At 61.0% G+C, this 17,993-nt stretch carries 17 protein-coding genes (1 of these 17 only partly in view); 11 read left to right on the top strand and 6 right to left on the bottom strand.

The window, feature by feature from the left end:
- Both HB780_RS26460 and HB780_RS26455 read right to left on the bottom strand, forming a co-directional pair.
- Positions 1-130, bottom strand: the 5' end (the start) of a protein-coding gene (locus tag HB780_RS26460; RefSeq protein ID WP_183690543.1) for an ATP-binding protein. It extends 1,226 nt beyond the left edge of the window; only the first 130 of its 1,356 coding nucleotides appear in the window; its start codon is at positions 128-130; its stop codon lies beyond the left edge, outside the window.
- Between the two features lie 3 nt (positions 131-133).
- Complete coding sequence (locus HB780_RS26455; RefSeq protein ID WP_183690541.1) at positions 134-853, bottom strand: response regulator; 720 nt, start codon at positions 851-853, stop codon at positions 134-136.
- A 342-nt stretch (positions 854-1,195) separates the two neighbouring features.
- Here HB780_RS26455 and HB780_RS26450 point away from each other — a divergent pair, with 342 nt between their 5' ends.
- From HB780_RS26450 to HB780_RS26430, 5 genes are all read left to right on the top strand, one after another.
- Complete coding sequence (locus HB780_RS26450; RefSeq protein WP_183690539.1) at positions 1,196-2,032, top strand: pseudouridine synthase; 837 nt, start codon at positions 1,196-1,198, stop codon at positions 2,030-2,032.
- A complete protein-coding gene (locus tag HB780_RS26445) occupies positions 2,019-2,699 on the top strand; it encodes a phosphoribosyltransferase (RefSeq protein ID WP_183690537.1) in 681 nt (226 codons plus the stop codon). The genes HB780_RS26450 and HB780_RS26445 overlap by 14 nt, the downstream gene beginning before the upstream one ends.
- Before the next feature lie 113 nt (positions 2,700-2,812).
- A complete protein-coding gene (locus tag HB780_RS26440) occupies positions 2,813-3,754 on the top strand; it encodes a phosphoribosylaminoimidazolesuccinocarboxamide synthase (RefSeq protein WP_183697494.1) in 942 nt (313 codons plus the stop codon).
- A gap of 351 nt (positions 3,755-4,105) precedes the next feature.
- Positions 4,106-5,548: an efflux transporter outer membrane subunit gene (locus tag HB780_RS26435; RefSeq protein ID WP_183690535.1), complete on the top strand. Its 1,443-nt coding sequence runs from the start codon at positions 4,106-4,108 to the stop codon at positions 5,546-5,548.
- Between the two features lie 708 nt (positions 5,549-6,256).
- Entirely contained in the window at positions 6,257-7,168 is a 912-nt protein-coding gene (locus tag HB780_RS26430; protein ID WP_183690533.1) for an SH3 domain-containing protein, read from the top strand.
- Positions 7,169-7,396: 228 nt separating this feature from the next.
- Here the strand turns inward: HB780_RS26430 and HB780_RS26425 are convergent, their stop codons facing one another.
- From HB780_RS26425 to HB780_RS26420, 3 genes are all read right to left on the bottom strand, one after another.
- A complete protein-coding gene (locus tag HB780_RS26425) occupies positions 7,397-7,639 on the bottom strand; it encodes a DUF982 domain-containing protein (protein WP_183690531.1) in 243 nt (80 codons plus the stop codon).
- A gap of 254 nt (positions 7,640-7,893) precedes the next feature.
- Entirely contained in the window at positions 7,894-8,016 is a 123-nt protein-coding gene (locus HB780_RS33245; RefSeq protein WP_267884712.1) for a hypothetical protein, read from the bottom strand.
- Between the two features lie 87 nt (positions 8,017-8,103).
- Entirely contained in the window at positions 8,104-8,292 is a 189-nt protein-coding gene (locus tag HB780_RS26420; protein ID WP_183690529.1) for a hypothetical protein, read from the bottom strand.
- Between the two features lie 361 nt (positions 8,293-8,653).
- Here HB780_RS26420 and HB780_RS26415 point away from each other — a divergent pair, with 361 nt between their 5' ends.
- From HB780_RS26415 to HB780_RS26390, 6 genes are all read left to right on the top strand, one after another.
- A complete protein-coding gene (locus HB780_RS26415; RefSeq protein ID WP_183690527.1) occupies positions 8,654-11,026 on the top strand; it encodes a transglycosylase domain-containing protein in 2,373 nt (790 codons plus the stop codon).
- Positions 11,027-11,319: 293 nt separating this feature from the next.
- Positions 11,320-13,239 (top strand): molecular chaperone DnaK, encoded by a 1,920-nt coding sequence (gene dnaK / locus HB780_RS26410; protein ID WP_183690525.1) that lies wholly within the window; start codon positions 11,320-11,322, stop codon positions 13,237-13,239.
- A gap of 84 nt (positions 13,240-13,323) precedes the next feature.
- Positions 13,324-14,463 carry a molecular chaperone DnaJ gene (gene dnaJ / locus HB780_RS26405; protein ID WP_183690523.1) on the top strand — a complete coding sequence of 380 codons (1,140 nt, stop codon included), beginning with the start codon at positions 13,324-13,326 and terminating at the stop codon, positions 14,461-14,463.
- A 296-nt stretch (positions 14,464-14,759) separates the two neighbouring features.
- Positions 14,760-15,887 (top strand): DNA replication/repair protein RecF, encoded by a 1,128-nt coding sequence (gene recF, locus HB780_RS26400; protein ID WP_183690521.1) that lies wholly within the window; start codon positions 14,760-14,762, stop codon positions 15,885-15,887.
- A gap of 37 nt (positions 15,888-15,924) precedes the next feature.
- Positions 15,925-16,695 carry a molybdopterin-synthase adenylyltransferase MoeB gene (locus tag HB780_RS26395; protein WP_183690519.1) on the top strand — a complete coding sequence of 257 codons (771 nt, stop codon included), beginning with the start codon at positions 15,925-15,927 and terminating at the stop codon, positions 16,693-16,695.
- Positions 16,692-17,171: a GNAT family N-acetyltransferase gene (locus HB780_RS26390; RefSeq protein WP_183690517.1), complete on the top strand. Its 480-nt coding sequence runs from the start codon at positions 16,692-16,694 to the stop codon at positions 17,169-17,171. The genes HB780_RS26395 and HB780_RS26390 overlap by 4 nt, the downstream gene beginning before the upstream one ends.
- Here the strand turns inward: HB780_RS26390 and HB780_RS26385 are convergent.
- Positions 17,168-17,980, bottom strand: coding sequence for a class I SAM-dependent methyltransferase (locus HB780_RS26385; RefSeq protein WP_183690514.1), 813 nt, complete (start codon positions 17,978-17,980; stop codon positions 17,168-17,170). The two genes, HB780_RS26390 and HB780_RS26385, sit on opposite strands and share 4 nt — an antisense overlap.
- Positions 17,981-17,993: the final 13 nt, after the last annotated feature.

The raw sequence follows: 17,993 nt of genomic DNA, 5'->3' as shown, positions 1-17,993 counted from the left end.
CCGGGGAAAACTCGTGGCTGAGCGGCGTGTCGGGCTTCAGGCTGGCGGCAACGAAAGCGGCAAGCTGGATGATGAACAGCGCCACTGCGACGATCATGATGATACGAGAAACGAGACCAAGTTTCCTCATGGCTCAGACATCCCTCACTTCAGCGGTCAACAGATAGCCGGCATTGCGCACCGTGGTGATCAACTGTGCGCCATCCGGCAGATACTGCGCCAGCTTGGTGCGCAGCCGCGAGACAGTGACATCGATGGTGCGATCGAAGGGGTCGGCACCGCGACCGCGCGTCCAGTCAAGCAGCTGATCGCGCGACAGTACCCGGCGCGGCCGTTCGAGGAAGCAGATGAGCAGGTCGAACTCGGCAGTCGTCAGGCGCAGCGGGCCTTCGCCTTCCATCTCGATCGCCCTGCCGTCGAGATCGACGATCAGGCCGGCGAAGCTCTTGCGCCGCCGCTGGCCTCTTGCCTCTTCCGAGCGCTCCGGCCCGGCACGGCGCAGAATGGCCCGGATGCGCGCCAGAAGCTCGCGCGGATTGAAGGGCTTGCCGAGATAATCGTCGGCGCCCATTTCCAGGCCGAGAATGCGGTCGATATCCTCGGATTTCGCGGTCAGCATCAGGATCGGTACGCGACTGCGCGCCCGAATGCGGCGGCAGGCCGACAGACCGTCCTCACCGGGCAGCATCAGATCGAGGATGATGAGATCGGGAAAGCCCCTGGCCAGCGCGCGATCCATGGCGGCAGCACTTTCGACCGCCTCGACGGCAAAATCCTCGCGGCTGAGGAACTCCTCGAGGAGTGCTCTTATTTCGCGGTCGTCCTCGACCAATAGCAGCGATGCGGAAGCCATGGCACATCCATGCGAGGCAAAGGGTGTGTTTGACAACAGGGAAACGACCGACGTTACAAACTGTAACAAATTTCCGCCTTTCTGAAAAAGCCCTGAAACAGACGCCAGGCAGGTTTATCGCCGTCCCTCCGGAGCGAAGGGCGACACCGGCCCCGATGTCGTCCTACCCGACCCCATCGCCGCTCCGGCTCTCCGGTAGGGCTCGTGTCGACAAGGCGCGAGCCCTGCCAGACCTCACGCATTTCCCCGTTCCGGGATTTGCGTCGTGGCGATCCTCATGCGAAAGGATTGGCATCGTCAGGCCGGCGCGCCTGACCATGGCAGCACAAGGAGGAGGCTAGGGTGAGCCAAAGGCATTCTCCGCAGAGATCGGGCAAGCCGGCGAAGGGCCGGCAGGAGAGCGACGGCAAACGCGTGACGTTGCCGCGGGCGCTGTCGAAGCTCGGCTATTGCTCGCGTACGCAGGCGGAAGCTTTGATTGCTGCCGGCCGCGTGACGGTCGACGGCCGGGAGATCACTGACCCCACCGCCTGGATCGATCTCGACCGGGCGCGGATCGCCATCGACGGCGAGGCGATAGCTGCGGAAAAGAAGCTCTATTTCATGCTGAACAAGCCACGCGGGCTGGTGACGACGCGTGACGATCCCGAGGGGCGGCCGACGGTCTATGATTGCCTTAGGGATATCGACGCCCGGCATCTGGCGCCGGTCGGACGGCTGGACAAGGCAAGCGAAGGGCTGCTTCTCTTTACCAATGACACCGTGCTGGCGCAGACGCTGCTCGATCCGATCAGCCATGTGGGCAAGATCTATCATGTGCAAGTCAATACGATCATGGAGCAGGAACTGTTGGATCGCATGGAGCGCGGTGTGATCGACGACGGCGAACTCCTGACCGCGACCGCCGCCCGCCTGCTGCGCAGCGGCGATCGCAACGGCTGGATCGAGGTCGAGCTCAAGGAGGGCCGCAACCGGCAGATCCGCCGGATGCTGGAGGTACTCGGCGTCGAGTGCCTGCGGCTGGTGCGTGTTGCCTTTGGCGACATCGCGCTCGGCGATCTCGCGAAGGGCGCGGTCAGGGCGCTGACAGAGGCGGAGGTTCTCGGGCTGCGCCGGCGCGCCGGCATGGAAAAGACCGGACGAAACGGAATGAAGGCGGGACGCAATGGAGCCCCATGATTTCTGGCAGGAACTTCATCCACCGCAGAGCTTTCCGACATCGGGCGAATTCCGCGATGTCTACGTGGCGGAACTGCCTGACGGGCGGCAATTGCGCCTGCCGATCCGCTTGCTGGCCGACGGCGAGCACGCGCTGGCGTCGCTGATCATCAACCAGGCAGGCTTTTCCGTGCAGGAGGCGCTGGCGCAAGCACTTGCTGATCGCATCGCGGCCTATAATGTCGACGTCGTCGCCGGGCTGCCGACGCTCGGGCTGACATTGGCAAGCGCGGTCGCCCGGGCACTCGGCCACGAGCGCTATGTACCGCTCGGGACATCGCGCAAGTTCTGGTATCGCGAGGAGCTGTCGGTGCCGCTGTCCTCGATCACCACGCCGAACCAGGAGAAACGTCTTTATATAGACCCACGCATGCTGCCGCTGTTGCAAGGGAAGCGGGTGGCGCTGATTGACGACGTGATCTCCAGCGGCGCCTCGATCGTCTCGGGCCTGGAGCTTTTGAGCGCATGCGCCATCGAACCAGTGGTCATTGGTGCGGCCATGCTGCAATCCGAGCGGTGGCGGGAGCGGGTCAATGCATCCGGCAAGCCATGGAGCGAGCGGATCGTCGGCGTGTTTTCGACGCCGATCCTCGACAAGACCGGAAATGGCGGCTGGCGCCGGCCTTGATTGGCGGGTTCCGGATTTGAGGCCGCGCTTTACTTGACATCGGCGGAACACAAATTAAGGGTCCAGTGATGAAGCGTCCGCAGGGCGGATGCACGAGCTTGCTGGTGACCGTGTTGCGAATTCTCTCCGAAGCCCATTTTCCGGAACTGCCCAATTATTACCGCGGCAAGGTGCGCGAGAATTACGATCTGCCGGACGGCAGTCGCATCATCATCAGCACCGATCGGCTCAGCGCCTTCGACCGCATCCTCACCTGCATTCCTTATAAGGGCCAGGTGCTGACGCAGACGGCGCGCTACTGGTTTGAGGCCACCAAGGACATCTGCCCGAACCATGTCATCGCCTATCCCGACCCGAATGTCGTCGTCGGCAAGCGGCTCGACATATTGCCGGTGGAAGTCGTCGTGCGCGGCTACCTCGCCGGCACCACCGGCACCTCGATCCTGACACTCTATAAGAAGGGTCAGCGCGAGATGTACGGCATCACGCTGCCGGACGGCATGCGCGACAACCAGATCCTGCCGACCCCGATCATCACACCGACCAGCAAGGAATTCGACGGCGGCCACGACGAACCGCTGACGCCGGCGCAGATCATCGAAGGCGGACTTCTGACCAGGGAGCAATGGCAGACCCTGTCGGACTACGCGCTGGCCCTGTTTGCGCGCGGCCAGGAGATCGCCCGCAAGCAAGGGCTGATCCTCGTCGACACCAAGTATGAATTCGGCACCGACGAAAACGGCACCATCATCCTTGCCGACGAGATCCATACGCCGGACAGCAGCCGCTACTGGCTGGCCGACAGTTACCAGGACAGCTTCGACAAGGGCGCCCGCCCCGCAAGCTTCGACAAGGATTTTGTCCGTGCCTGGGTGGCCGAACGCTGCGACCCTTATAAGGACGAGATACCGGAGATCCCGCTTGACCTCGTTGAGCAGACTTCGAAAGTGTATATCAGCGCTTACGAGGCTATCACGGGCACGCCTTTCGTTCCCGACGACCGCGGTGCAACACCGCGCGACCGGGTTCGCGCAAGCCTCCAGCGCTATTTCTAAGCGCTGGCGGGTCGTCGTTGCGACCGCTCATCAGGCAAGAGCACCGCCCCGAAGTTGCATTTGGCGCCAAATTTAAGGCTCTCCACCGCTTTAGGTAGCGGTGGATAGGGTATGTTTTTTGCAACACTTTATAATTTTTTTACCAAAAGCCTGATATTTGTCACGATCCCCCATATGTTCGCCGACGAGAAATGGCAAAAGGTACTGTGCTATTGCAAAACTCGTTGCTAGATTGGCGCCGACTGCTTCGGGCCATTTATTGTATTGCGTAGGCAGGAGCGCCGACACATATGGGGTCATGTTGACCCCGTTAATATAATGATCATGTAAATTGAATTGTGGGATAATGTGATGGTATCCATTCGTACTGCCGCCCCCGCCCTGCTTCTTCTTCTAGCAGGTTGCGTTAGCGGCCCCGATCATAAGCCACCGGAAATGCCTCTCCCGGCCAAATTCTCGGAGGGCGGTACGAAGATCAACAATGACGTGGCCGGCTCCAAGTGGTGGACGGCCTTCGGCGACTCAAAACTGACTTCGTTTGCCGAACAGGGACTTGCAGAGAACCTTAACATCCAGCAATCGCTGGAACGCATCAATCAGGCGCAGGCCGCGGTCGTTACCGCTGGTGCTGGCGGATTGCCGAGCCTTACCGTTTCCGGCGACCATACGACCAGCGGCCAGAAGGGCAGCCTGCGCACGCAGGACGAAACGCAAAACTCCAGCAGCGGGGGAGCTTCGGCTTCATGGCTGCTCGACCTCTGGGGTCAGTACCGCCGCGCCAAGGAAGGCGCCGTGGCATCGCTTGATGCGGCCTATTCCAATGTCGACACCGCTCGCCTGACCTATCTGCAGGATCTGGCGAACAGCTACGTCAACGCTCGCTACTATCAAGCCCGCATCCGGATTGCGCAGGACAACTTGAAGTCCCGCCGCGAGACGCTGTCCCTGACCAAGTTCCAGCTTGAGGCCGGTGCCGCCTCGCGCCTCGATGTCGTCCAGGCCGAAGGTCTGGTCAATTCGACGCTTTCGGAAGTTCCTGGCCTCGAAATCAGCTATCGCCAATCCGTGCACCATATCGCAACCCTGCTCAACGTGCCGTCGGCAACCATTATTGCCCAGCTGCAGGGCGGCGGCAGCCAGCCGGTATTCCGCGGTCGCGTCAATTCGGGTATTCCAGCCGACCTGATCCGCAACCGGCCTGACATTCGCGCCGCCGAACGTACGCTCGCCGCCGCGACTGCCCAGATCGGCGTGGCGGAAGCACAGCTCTTCCCGACGATTACGCTGAGCGGCGCCATCTCGCCGTCCTACGTTCACACGTCGTCCAGGAGCGGTAGCCTGACGACCTGGTCGTTCGGTCCGACCTTGACGCTGCCGATCTTCGACGGCGGCGCACTTCGCGCCAACGTCAAGACCGCCGAATCGTCGAGCCGCGAACAGTATGTCGTCTGGAAGCAGACCGTGCTGACCGCCGTCGAACAGGTTGAAAACGCCCTGTCGGCCGTCAGCCGCGATGCCCAGACGGTCTCGGCGCTGCGTGCGCAGGTGAAGTCCTACCAGGAAGCCCTCTCGCTCTCGACGGCTAGCTATAAGGACGGCGCCTCCTCGCTGCTCGACGTTCTCGATGCTCAGCGCAACGTTTCGACCGCGCAGGAAAGCCTTGCAACGGCTATCCAGCAGAGCGCTATCGATTACATCTCGCTGAACGTCGCGATCGGCGCCGGCTATGTTCCGGCTGAAAAGGGACCTGTTGCCGCAAAGTCGGTCAAGGTCGCTGCCAAAGCCGTCAACTAAAGGATTTCGCCCGGCTGCGTCGGGCGCTTCTTTCCATGAAACCGCCGCGGGCAACCGTGGCGGTTTTTCTTTGGGCAAAATAATGGGCCAAAATAAAATGGCGCGCTCCGCTTCCGCAAAGCACGCCACCAACAGTCAATAAACAAAAAGGCCGGAATAAACCGGCCTTTCGTCATCCATCTTCACATCAGTGCCAGTACATCCGTGGTCAAAGTTGAAAGATGGATACTGCAGCCAGATTGATTGCGAAAGGTTAACACATGGTCAACGTGACTTTCGCAACATCCAGGGAATACAAGGGGCTCGCTTTGAAGCGCGCCACGCATTCATAGGCTGCATGACTGAACCCTATATCGGGTGGGAATGCGGTGATTTCAAGGTCGATAGAATGAAATCGCGATGCCGCCCGAAATAATAAGTAAACCTTCCTAAATATTCCCAGAGATTTTGATGGCTTTGCGCGCACCCGTTCAAGCTGCATTCATGCAAACTCTCTTAAAACCATGGAAAAGATTGAAAGAATGGCATTGGATCTTCCAAAATCCCGAAAATGCGCCAGCTTTGATCTTGTCGAAACTGGAAACGGCATGCCGGATCCTGTAATCGCATCGTGCGCCTCTTGCCGACTATGCGAGGCAGGCAGGCAACAACAATCGGCGTAGCCACCAGGCAATACATAAGCCGGCGGCGCGCAGGGGGAGAGCATTCATGAGACACAAGCTTCTTGCAGCCATCACGCTGACCGCACTCATTGCGCTACCGGCACTCGCGCAAGCTGCGGAAGGTTTTGCCACCGCCAACGTCAACATGCGGTCCGGCCCAAGCACGCAGTATCCAGCGGTGACCATGATTCCCGCCGGCGTACCGCTGGAGATCAACGGCTGCCTCAACGAAACGCCTTGGTGCGACGTCTCCTTCGTCGGCGGACGCGGCTGGGTCGCCGGCCGGTATATCCAGACAAGCTATCAATCGCGCCGCATCTATGTCGCCCCGCAATATTACCGCCCGCTCGGCATCCCGACCATCACCTTCAATGTCGATGACTATTGGGGTCGCTATTATCGCGGCCGCGACTTCTACCGCGATCGCGACCGTTGGCGCCGGGGACCAGGCTGGGCCGATCGCCGTCCGGATTCGAGCTGGGATCGCCGCCCCGACCGCAATCCCGGCTGGGATAATGATTCGGGCCGCAACTGGGATCGTCGCCCGGACCGGAACCGCGACTGGAACAACCAGCAGGACGGTAACGGGGATTGGGGCCGGCAACGCCAGGATCGCAATCGTGATTGGGGCAACCAACAGGACAACAATCAGGACTCGGGCCAGCCGCGCCGGGATCGCAACCGCGATTGGAACCAGCAGCCGGACGACAATCAGGGTTGGGGCGGAAACCGGCAGGATCGCCGGCGCGACGACAACCGCCAGGACAACCAGCAGCGCCGTCCAGAGCCCCAGCCGCAGCAGGCACAGCCGCAACCCCAAGCGCAGCCGCAGCCGCAACGGCAGGATAATCAACGGCCGAGTGGCCGCCCGCCAGGGCAGTACAGCCAGGACAATGTCGCTCCCTGCCCAACGTCGCAGTCCGATTGCCGCATGACCCCGAGAGGCTTCAATCGATAAGCGCCTTGATGGCGGTAAAACAACAAAGGCCAGCGATCCGCATCGCTGGCCTTTTTCATTGGTACCGTATGCATGGCAGCCGCAATGCTGCCCGCCGGCAAAGCATGATTAAAGGAAACGAATGATCTTGGCGGAGAAAGCACGCCCCAACAGGTTGCGCGACAGCGCCCGGCACCCGCCGACACGAAAGGTTTGACGATCAGGCGGCGTCATGGCGCCGCTCTGCCCTCAATGGGTTTTCAAATGCGCTTCGCGCATGGCGGAAATGAATATCTCTCGGGCTTCCTCGGCGGATTTTCGCCCGTCGATCGCGGCCCGGCAAACACTTCTCGCGGCCACATAGAACGGACCGCGCCGATCCGGCCAGAGATTGGCCATGCAATTCAGCGCCTCGGAAGGGCCGCTTACTGTCTGGAAACTGTCTTGAGCGAAGCCGATTTCGATCGGATTGCTCCATCTGATGTGTCGCATGAATACTCCTCCTCACGCGCTATCAAGTCTTAGGCACCGTGCGGCAAGACGGCCACAAGCGGTCACTATAGCCTCAATCAGTGCATTCGAAAATATGGAATTTGGCGGGAGCGGCGTATGGAGACGAAGCGCTCCAAAGAGGGTAAATGGAGGTTCGCATCCCGGGGATGAGATCTGTCATATTTCACGCCAGGATACCGCTTTATGGCGTGAAAATTCATGAGAAGGCGACATCGGAACCCAGGTGTTCCGGCCTATTTCTCGCGCGCGATGCGCTTCGCGTCATCGGCTGAAAAGCCGGCGCGGCGGGCGAGTTCTTCCAGACCGAAAACTCGGTCCAACAGATCAACCAGCCACAATTCAAAACGTTTCCACATGATAAGCCTCCACCGTAGCAGACCCCGCCGTTGTAGCGATCCCGCGATGAACATCCCATGAACACCGCTCCGGCCTGCCAAACCGGGTCAGCGGAACAGGGGTGGCCGCTGCGCGTTCGATAGCAATTCCTGCTTGGTAGCGAAGTCGCCGAACAGGGTTTTCAGCCGGACTTCCTCCTCCTTGCAGATCCTGTGCCGCCGCGCGAAATCCTCGATACTCCAGACTTCCCGAAGCTTGGTCTCGCCAACATTCTCTATCGCAACATGTGAACTCATTGCGCTCGCCCTCGTGTTTTTGTGAAAAGAGAATGCCCGAGAAGAGGAAAAGTTCCTTGCACGATACCGTCATGAACAGACAGATGCCGTCGCCACGATCCCTGGTTGAGGATTCTTAATCCCTCCTTAAATCGCCGCATTTACAGTTCACTCGGGCTTCAACGTCTTCACGACCATTTCGTGGGCGAATGCCGGCAGCGCATAAGTTCGAAAATCATCATCGATTTTCGAACTTATGCGCCGGTAGAAAGCGCTGGCTGCGTCCCTTGCGCGTCCCCAAACGGGTGCGAGGTGCGCGGTCATAGCGACGCCGGCATCAGATATCGGTCCATGGAACCATCAGGGGTACGACCAGTCCGCAATGGCAGGCAAAAGCAGATCAGGCCAGAGGGTAGAACCATCCTTCTCAAGCGGTAAGGAACGTAGCGATGATGGTTTCAGCGCCGGCGAACGCATTGCCGGCGGCGGACGCTCATCGGGACGTGAAAATTCCAAGCGCGATAACTCCCCTGAACCCGACAAACCACGGCGATCGAGCCGCCGGCGCAAGCAGCAAAAGCGGCGCTCCGGCGGCGGCTTCTTCGGCTTCATCCGCTCCGCGATCTATTGGGGCATCGTGCTCAGCATCTGGGCTGGCATCGGGCTCGCTGGACTGGTGGTCTATTACGGATCGCGCATGCCGAGCGCCAGCACCTGGGCCATTCCCGAGCGGCCGCCGAACGTCAAGATCGCCGATCTCGACGGCAGCATCATCGCCAATCGCGGCACGACCGGCGGCGAGGCCTTGGCGCTGGGCGACATGTCGCCCTACATTCCCGAGGCGCTGATCGCCATCGAGGATCATCGCTTCTATTCCCATTTCGGCTTCGATCCGATCGGCCTTGGCCGCGCGGTGGTGACGAACGTGATCACCGGCCATGCCGTTCAGGGCGGCTCAACGCTGACGCAGCAGCTCGCCAAGAACCTCTTCCTGTCGCCGGATCGCACGCTGGAGCGCAAGGTGCAGGAAGTGCTGCTCGCCATCTGGCTGGAGCACAAGTTCACCAAGGACCAGATCCTGGCGATGTATCTGAACCGCGTCTATTTCGGCTCGAACGCCTATGGCGTCGAGGCGGCCTCGCGGCGCTACTTCAACAAATCGGCGCGCGACGTCAACCTCGGCGAAGCAGCCATGCTCGCCGGCCTCGTCAAGGCACCATCAAAACTGTCGCCGGCACGCGATCCCGCCGCTGCCGAAGCCCGCGCCCAGCTCGTGCTGCAGGCCATGCGCGACCAGGGCTTCATTAGCGAGGCCGATATCAAGACGGCAATGTCGCAGCCGCCGACGCGAGCAAAGAGTTACTGGAGCGGGGCTGAAAACTATGTGGCCGACATGGTCATGGGTCAGCTTCCCGGCCTGATCGGTGGCGACGTCAAGGAAGACCTGACCGTCGACACCACCATCGACATGTCGCTGGAAGAAAAGGCCGAACAGGCGCTGAACGACGTGCTCGCCAAGGACGGCAAAAAGCTCAATGCCTCGCAGGCCTCGCTGGTTTCCGTGGACGCAACGGGTGCAATCCGCGCGCTGGTCGGCGGCCGGGATTATGCGCAGAGCCAGTTCAACCGCGCCGTCACCGCCAAGCGCCAGCCGGGCTCGGCCTTCAAGCCCTTCGTCTATACAGCCGCGCTGGAAATGGGCCTGACGCCCAACTCGATTCGCAACGATGCGCCGGTGAAGATCGGCAATTGGGCGCCGGTGAATTACGAGCAGAAATATACTGGTCCGGTCACGCTTGCGACCGCTATCGCCCACTCGCTGAACACGGTCGCCGCCCAGCTTGCGAACGAAGTTGGGCCGGATCAGGTGATCAAGGTTGCCCACAGGCTCGGCATCGAATCGGATCTGCAGGCCAATGCCTCGATCGCGCTCGGGACATCGGAAGTGTCGCTGCTGGAGCTGACCTCGGCCTATGCCTCCTTCATGAATGGCGGCTTCAAGGCGACGCCGCATGTGATCACCAAGGTGACGACGGCCTCCGGCAAGGTGCTCTACCAGGCGAATTTCGACAATCCGCCGCGGGTTCTGAACCCTGATGTCGTCACCAACATGAATTCGATGATGGCCGGCGTCATCAGTTTTGGCACCGGCAAGGCCGCTCGCATCCCCGGCTGGCAGGCCGCCGGCAAGAGCGGCACGACGCAATCCTTCCGCGACGCGCTGTTCGTCGGCTTCACCAGCCATCTGACGACGGGCGTCTGGTTCGGCAATGACGACGGCAAATCCATGAAGAAGGTGACCGGCGGCGGGCTGCCGGCCAAGGCCTGGAAGGAATTCATGATCGCCGCGCACAAGGGCCTGACGCCAACCCCGATCTTCGGCGGCGGCCAGATCATCGACAATGGTTTGCCGATGGCGCAAACCGCACCTGGCGCTGACCAGCAGCAGACGACGATCGGCAGTATCATATCCGGCACGCTCGGCGGCGGCCAGGCCGTGCAGCATCAGAACCAGCCAACGCTCCAGCAACGGCCGGCGCAACAAACGATCCAGCAGCAGGGCAATCAAACCGCTGATAACGGCGACCTCGAGGATCTGCCGCCCGCAAACCTTGCCAACGACAACAACCCGTATAGCTCAACGCCCTACGATACCAGCGATGTCCCGCCCGCCGACGTCGGCGATACCGGCCCGACGACGGCAACGGTCAGGCCGCATCGCACATCGCTTCTGGACGTCATCCTGGGACAATAACAATGCGATTCCCGTGATTGGCGCTTGCGTGGCCGAAGCAAGGCTGATCTGATACATGGTCGCTCCAATTCCTCAGATCCGCAGGCGCAATGCGGCACTGTGGAGTTTGAGCGACAAACCATTCGTTTTGCTGGATTCCGGGTAATTTCCTGCCTTGCAGTCAGTAAAACCGCTACTTATATACGCGACATCACCGCAGTCATGGCTGCGCAATCCTCAAGACCATCCCGTAAGGGGCTGTCAATGGAATGCCTGACAGGGGTTCCGATAGCTTGCTTCAAGGAGAGAATGACATGGCAAAAGTAATTGGTATCGACCTTGGAACGACAAATTCCTGCGTCGCCGTCATGGACGGTAAAGACGCGAAGGTAATCGAAAATGCCGAAGGCGCCCGCACCACCCCGTCGATGGTAGCCTTCTCGGACGACGGCGAACGCCTCGTCGGCCAGCCGGCCAAGCGCCAGGCGGTCACTAACCCCACCAATACCCTCTTCGCTGTCAAGCGCCTCATCGGCCGCCGCTACGAAGATCCGACCGTTGAAAAGGACAAGCATCTTGTCCCGTTCACGATCGTCAAGGGCGACAATGGCGACGCCTGGGTCGAAGCACAGGGCAAGGGCTATTCGCCCGCACAGATTTCCGCAATGATCCTTCAGAAGATGAAGGAAACCGCCGAAGCCTATCTCGGTGAAAAGGTCGAAAAGGCCGTCATCACCGTTCCAGCATACTTCAACGACGCACAGCGCCAGGCAACCAAGGATGGTGGCCGGATCGCCGGTCTTGAAGTCCTTCGCATCATCAACGAACCGACTGCCGCAGCACTCGCCTACGGTCTCGACAAGAAGGACGGCAAGACGATCGCCGTTTACGACCTTGGCGGCGGCACCTTCGATATCTCGATCCTGGAAATCGGCGACGGCGTCTTCGAAGTGAAGTCGACCAACGGCGACACCTTCCTGGGCGGTGAAGACTTCGACATGCGTCTCGTCGAATATCTCGTCGCCGAGTTCAAGAAGGACAATGGCATCGATCTCAAGGGCGACAAGCTTGCTCTGCAGCGCCTCAAGGAAGCTGCCGAAAAGGCGAAGATCGAACTGTCTTCGGCACAGCAGACCGAAATCAACCTGCCGTTCATCACCGCTGATGCCACCGGCCCGAAGCACCTGACGCTGAAGCTGACGCGCGCCAAGCTGGAAAGCCTGGTCGATGACCTCGTGCAGCGTACCATCGCGCCTTGCAAGGCTGCCCTCAAGGATGCCGGCGTCACGGCTGCCGAGATCGACGAAGTCGTTCTCGTCGGCGGCATGAGCCGCATGCCGAAGGTACAGGAAGTCGTCAAGCAGCTGTTCGGCAAGGAGCCGCACAAGGGCGTCAACCCGGATGAAGTCGTCGCTCTCGGCGCCGCCATCCAGGCCGGCGTTCTGCAGGGCGACGTCAAGGACGTCCTGCTGCTCGACGTGACCCCGCTGTCTCTCGGCATCGAAACTCTGGGCGGCGTCTTCACCCGTCTGATCGAGCGTAACACGACGATCCCGACGAAGAAGTCGCAGACCTTCTCGACCGCCGATGACAACCAGTCGGCCGTAACCATCCGCGTCTCGCAGGGCGAGCGCGAAATGGCTGCCGACAACAAGCTGCTCGGCCAGTTCGACCTCGTCGGCCTGCCGCCGTCCCCGCGCGGCGTCCCGCAGATCGAAGTCACCTTCGACATCGACGCCAACGGCATTGTCCAGGTTTCGGCCAAGGACAAGGGCACCAGCAAGGAACAGCAGATTCGCATCCAGGCTTCCGGTGGTCTTTCCGACGCCGACATCGAAAAGATGGTCAAGGATGCCGAATCGCACGCTGCCGAAGACAAGAAGCGCCGCGAAGGCGTGGAAGCCAAGAACCAGGCCGAAAGCCTGATTCACTCCAGCGAGAAGTCGCTGAAGGACTTTGGCGACAAGGTAACCGAAGCTGATCGCAACGCGATCTCCGAGGCTATCACGGCACTGAAGACGGCAACCGAAGCATCCGATCCGGATGCCGAAGACATCAAGGCTAAGACCCAGACGCTCATGGAAGTCTCCATGAAGCTCGGCCAGGCTATCTATGAAGCCCAGCAGTCGGAAGCTCCTTCCGCTGATGCCTCGGCAGGCGGCCATCACGACGACGTCGTCGATGCCGACTACGAGGAAATCAAGGACGAGGACGACCGCAAGCGGTCTGCATAAGCGCGAACCTTAAATGGTTTTGCGGAAACTTAGCTCCGGCTGCCTTTGGGCAGCCGGAAATCCATTTCCGGGGTCTAATCCTTAATGGCAAAAGCGGACTATTACGAGACATTGGGCGTCTCCAGGACAGCAGACGAAAAGGAGCTCAAGAGCGCTTTTCGCAAGCTGGCAATGCAATTTCATCCGGATAAAAACCCTGATGACAATGACTCCGAACGCAAGTTCAAGGAGATCAACGAAGCCTACGAAACGCTCAAGGACCCGAACAAGCGTGCGGCCTATGATCGTTACGGCCACGCCGCTTTCGAGCATGGCGGCATGGGCGGCGGCGGTTTTGGCGGCGGCGGCGGTGGCGGTTTCTCCGACATCTTCGAGGACATTTTCGGCGAGATGATGGGTGGCGGCCGCGGCCGCGCGCGCTCCTCCGGCGGTCGCGAACGCGGCGCCGATCTTCGCTACAACATGGAAATCTCGCTTGAGGAAGCCTTTACCGGCAAGACGGCGCAGATCCGTGTCCCGACCTCGATCACCTGCGACGTCTGCTCCGGCTCCGGCGCCAAGCCGGGCACGCAGCCGAAGACCTGCGGCACCTGCCAGGGCTCGGGTCGCGTGCGTGCCGCGCAAGGCTTCTTCTCGGTCGAACGCACCTGTCCGACCTGCCACGGTCGCGGCCAGACCATTCCCGATCCCTGCGGCAAGTGCCATGGCCAGGGTCGCATTACCGAAGAGCGCTCGCTCTCGGTCAACATCCCCTCGGGCATCGAGGACGGCACGCGCATCCGCCTGCAGGGCGAAGGCGAAGCCGGCACGCGCGGCGGACCATCGGGCGATCTCTACATCTTCCTCTCCGTCAAGCCGCATGAGTTCTTCCAGCGCGACGGCGCCGATCTTTATTGCGCGGTGCCGATCTCGATGACGACGGCGGCACTTGGCGGCACCTTCGATGTCGCCACGCTCGACGGCACAAAATCGCGCGTCACCGTTCCCGAAGGCACGCAGGTCGGCAAGCAATTCCGCCTGAAGGCCAAGGGCATGCCGGTGCTGCGCTCCAGCCAGATCGGCGATCTCTACATCCAGATCCAGATCGAAACCCCGCAGAAGCTGACAAAGCGCCAGCGCGAGCTGCTGCAGGAATTCGAACAGATCTCCTCGAAGGACAACAATCCCGAATCAACCGGCTTCTTCGCCCGGATGAAGGATTTCTTCGACACGTTCAGCGATTAAGCAGCAAACCACGCTGCTTTTCCTAAAGCCGGCCGGTGATTCGGCCGGTTTTTTTGTTTGCAGGCGAATCACCCGCCCTCGTGGTTCGAGACGGCCCTGTGGGCCTCCTCACCATGAGGGCTGATCTTTTGTGGCTCAATCTTGGGCGCTCCACCCTCATCCTGAGCCTGTCGAAGGACGAGGGTGGCCCTCGATGTCGGGTTGGGCAACCTCTCGTCATCGGCGCAGGCAAAATCCTTGCACTTGACCAATGTTCAGCATACCCCTCGGCCATTGACCAAGAATCCGGATGACCGATGCCGCATAAGGTTTTCATCTCGCGCCTGAAGCTGACCGACTTCCGCAATTATGCGGCGGCGGCGCTCACGCTTGACGACCGGCATGTGGTGCTGACCGGCGACAATGGCGCCGGCAAGACCAATCTGATGGAGGCGGTCTCTCTGCTCTCGCCCGGGCGCGGCCTGCGGCGCGCGGCCTATGCGGATGTCGTGCGCGTCAGCGCGCCGAACGGCTTTTCGATCTTCGCCGAGCTTGAGGGCATGGAGGACAATGTCGAGATCGGCACCGGTGTCGACGCAAGCGACGAGACGACGTCGCGCAAGCTCCGAATCAACGGCACGCAGACCAAGACTGTCGACGAACTTACCGACCATCTGCGCGTGCTCTGGCTGACGCCGGCGATGGACGGACTGTTCACCGGCGGCTCCTCCGAGCGCCGCCGTTTTCTCGATCGGCTGGTGCTGTCGCTCGATCCGGCGCATGGCCGCCGCGCCAGCGACTTCGAGCGCGCCATGCGCAGCCGCAACAAACTGCTATCCGAAAGCCGCTTCGATCCCTCCTGGCTTTCCGGCATTGAGGAGCAGATGGCAAGCCTCGGCATTGCCATGGCGCTCGCCCGGCAGGAAATGCTCGGCCTTCTCACCCGGCTGATCGCCGAGACGCGCGAGGCGACGCCCTTTCCCTCGGCGGCGCTTGAGCTCTCCGGCTTTCTTGACGGACAATTCGACCGCCCCGCCCTCGATCTCGAGGATCACTATGCCGGGATGTTGCGCGACGGGCGCTACCGCGACGCGGCCGCCGGGCGCACGCTGGACGGGCCGCACCGGACCGATCTGCTGGTGCGTCATCGCGAGAAGGACATGGAGGCGGAGCGCTGCTCGACGGGAGAGCAGAAGGCGCTGCTGGTCGGCCTCATCCTTGCGCATGCCCGCCTCGTCGGCAATCTGACCGGCCATGCGCCGATCCTGTTGCTCGACGAAATCGCCGCACATCTGGACGAAGGCCGGCGCGCCGCCCTCTTCGACCTGATCGACGGGCTCGGCGGCCAAGCCTTCATGACCGGCACCGACAAGGCGATGTTCTCCGCACTCGGCGAACGGGCGCAATTCTTCACCGTCTCGCATGGCGGCATCGCAAAATCGTAGCGACAAATTTTCCGCGGAGCGTGATATTATCATTGCCATGGACCCTTTGACCCCCGACGAAATCGCCCGTTATCAGCGCCATATCCTGCTTCCCGAAGTGGGCGGCGCGGGCCAGCAGAAATTGAAAGCAGCGCGTGTTCTGGTAATCGGCGCTGGCGGGCTCGGCGCGCCGGTGCTGCAATATCTCGCTGCCGCCGGTGTCGGCACGATCGGCATTGCCGATGACGACCGCGTCTCGCTCTCCAACCTGCAACGCCAAGTGATTCATGACACCGGCACCATCGGCGAGCTGAAGACGCAGAGTGCGGCTGACGCCATCGCGCGGCTCAACCCGCATGTACGCACGATCCGCTTCGAGGAGCGCTTTTCGACAGAGACCGCCGCGCGGCACCTCGCCGGCTTCAATCTCGTCGTCGACGGTTCCGACAATTTCGACACGCGCTACGCCGCCGCCGACGCGGCCGAATTGGCCCGACTGCCACTGGTCACCGGCGCGGTCGGCCGGTTCGACGGATCGGTGACGACGCTGAAGCCCTACGAGGCCGGCGTGGACGGCGTCTTGAACCCCGGCTATCGCGACCTCTTTCCGACGCCGCCGCCCGAAGGCCTCATTCCCGCTTGTGCCGAGACCGGCGTCATCGGCGCGCTCACCGGCGTCATCGGCACGCTGATGGCGATGGAAGCGATCAAGATCATAACCGGTACCGGCGAACCGCTGATCGGCCGGCTGCTGCTCTATGACGGACTTGCCGCACGCTTCGACACCATCCGCTATCGCCGCAAGCGCGCCAGGGCCGCCGCCGAATGAGCAAAATCATCTTGCAACGCCTCGATGACAGCTTCGACCGCTGGGATGAGCTGCTGAAGCTCATTCTCGCCTCCTTCGCCTATATGAACGACCGAATCGACCCGCCCTCCTCGGCGCTGTCGCTGACGCCGCAATCGGTGAAGGAAAAGGCGAGGAGCGAAATCGGTTATGTCGCGCTGGATGACAGTCAATTAGCCGGCTGCATATTCTGCCGCCCGGAGCCTAGCAGCCTCTATATCGGCAAGCTTGCCGTCTTGCCGGCAGCGCAGGGCAAGGGGATCGGCAAGCGCCTGCTGGAGCTTGCGGAGACGGCGGCGCGGCAGCGTGGACTCGGCGTATTGCGGCTGGAAACACGGATAGAGTTGACCGGCAATCACGCTACTTTCGCACGCTGGGGCTTCCGGAAAACCGCCGAGAACCGCCATGCGGGCTTCGACCGCACGACGTCGATCGAGATGTGCAAGGCTCTGATTTAGGCCACAGCCACGATGACGTGCGCCTGAATTTTGGCGGAAACTTCGCCGCTACCATGCCTGTCTGCAATCACTGATGTGGCGTGGTCGGTTGCAGCTTCCAGCTTTGCCGCGTCCCTCGCCTCGATTTCATTGCGAAGAAGAGTTCCCTGACAATAAGCGAGGGCCGGAATGCGCGGCGAAGATGCACGGCTTTGTTCGGCTCTCGTCTCAATCGCCACATGAGAGAAGCCTGCATCTTCCAGCTCGCTGCGAATCAGTGCCGTATCGTGATAGCCGTGCGGCGTGCGTGCCAGAAAGCGCGGCGGATCGTTCGGGAAAATCTTTGCGAGAGCATTCGTGACATCATTCGCAAATACATTCTCCTCTATCCGATCCCAGACATTGAATAGGAAATGTCCTCCGGGCTTCAGGACCCGTTTTGCTTCGCGGTAAGCAGATGACCGGTCGGGAAAGAACATCGCGCCGAACTGACAACAAACGAGATCGAAGGCCGCATCTTCAAACGGTAGCGCCAGGGCGTCCGCCTGGCGCCATTTGATGCGAATGTCGGGGCCTTGTCGCGAAGCGGCGTAGTCGAGCATCGGCTGGTTGAGATCGGTGACGATATAGCTTGCGTCGGGGGATAGTTTCGGCGCCAATGCGCGGGTGACGACCCCGGTGCCTGCGGCAATTTCCAAAACGGCACTTGGAGACAAGGACGCTGCCCGTTGTGCAAGATCCGTGGTGAACGGCTCGAAAATCAACGGCACCATATAGCGGTCGTAGTTTTCCGGGATAGAGCCGGCGAATACCTTATCCGTTTCCAGCATTGCTATCACCCGT

Origin of the sequence: Rhizobium lusitanum (assembly GCF_014189535.1) — a bacterium.
Classification (GTDB): domain Bacteria; phylum Pseudomonadota; class Alphaproteobacteria; order Rhizobiales; family Rhizobiaceae; genus Rhizobium; species Rhizobium lusitanum_C.
Note: the sequence above shows the minus strand (reverse complement) of the source record. Positions and strands in the feature narration are given on the sequence as shown.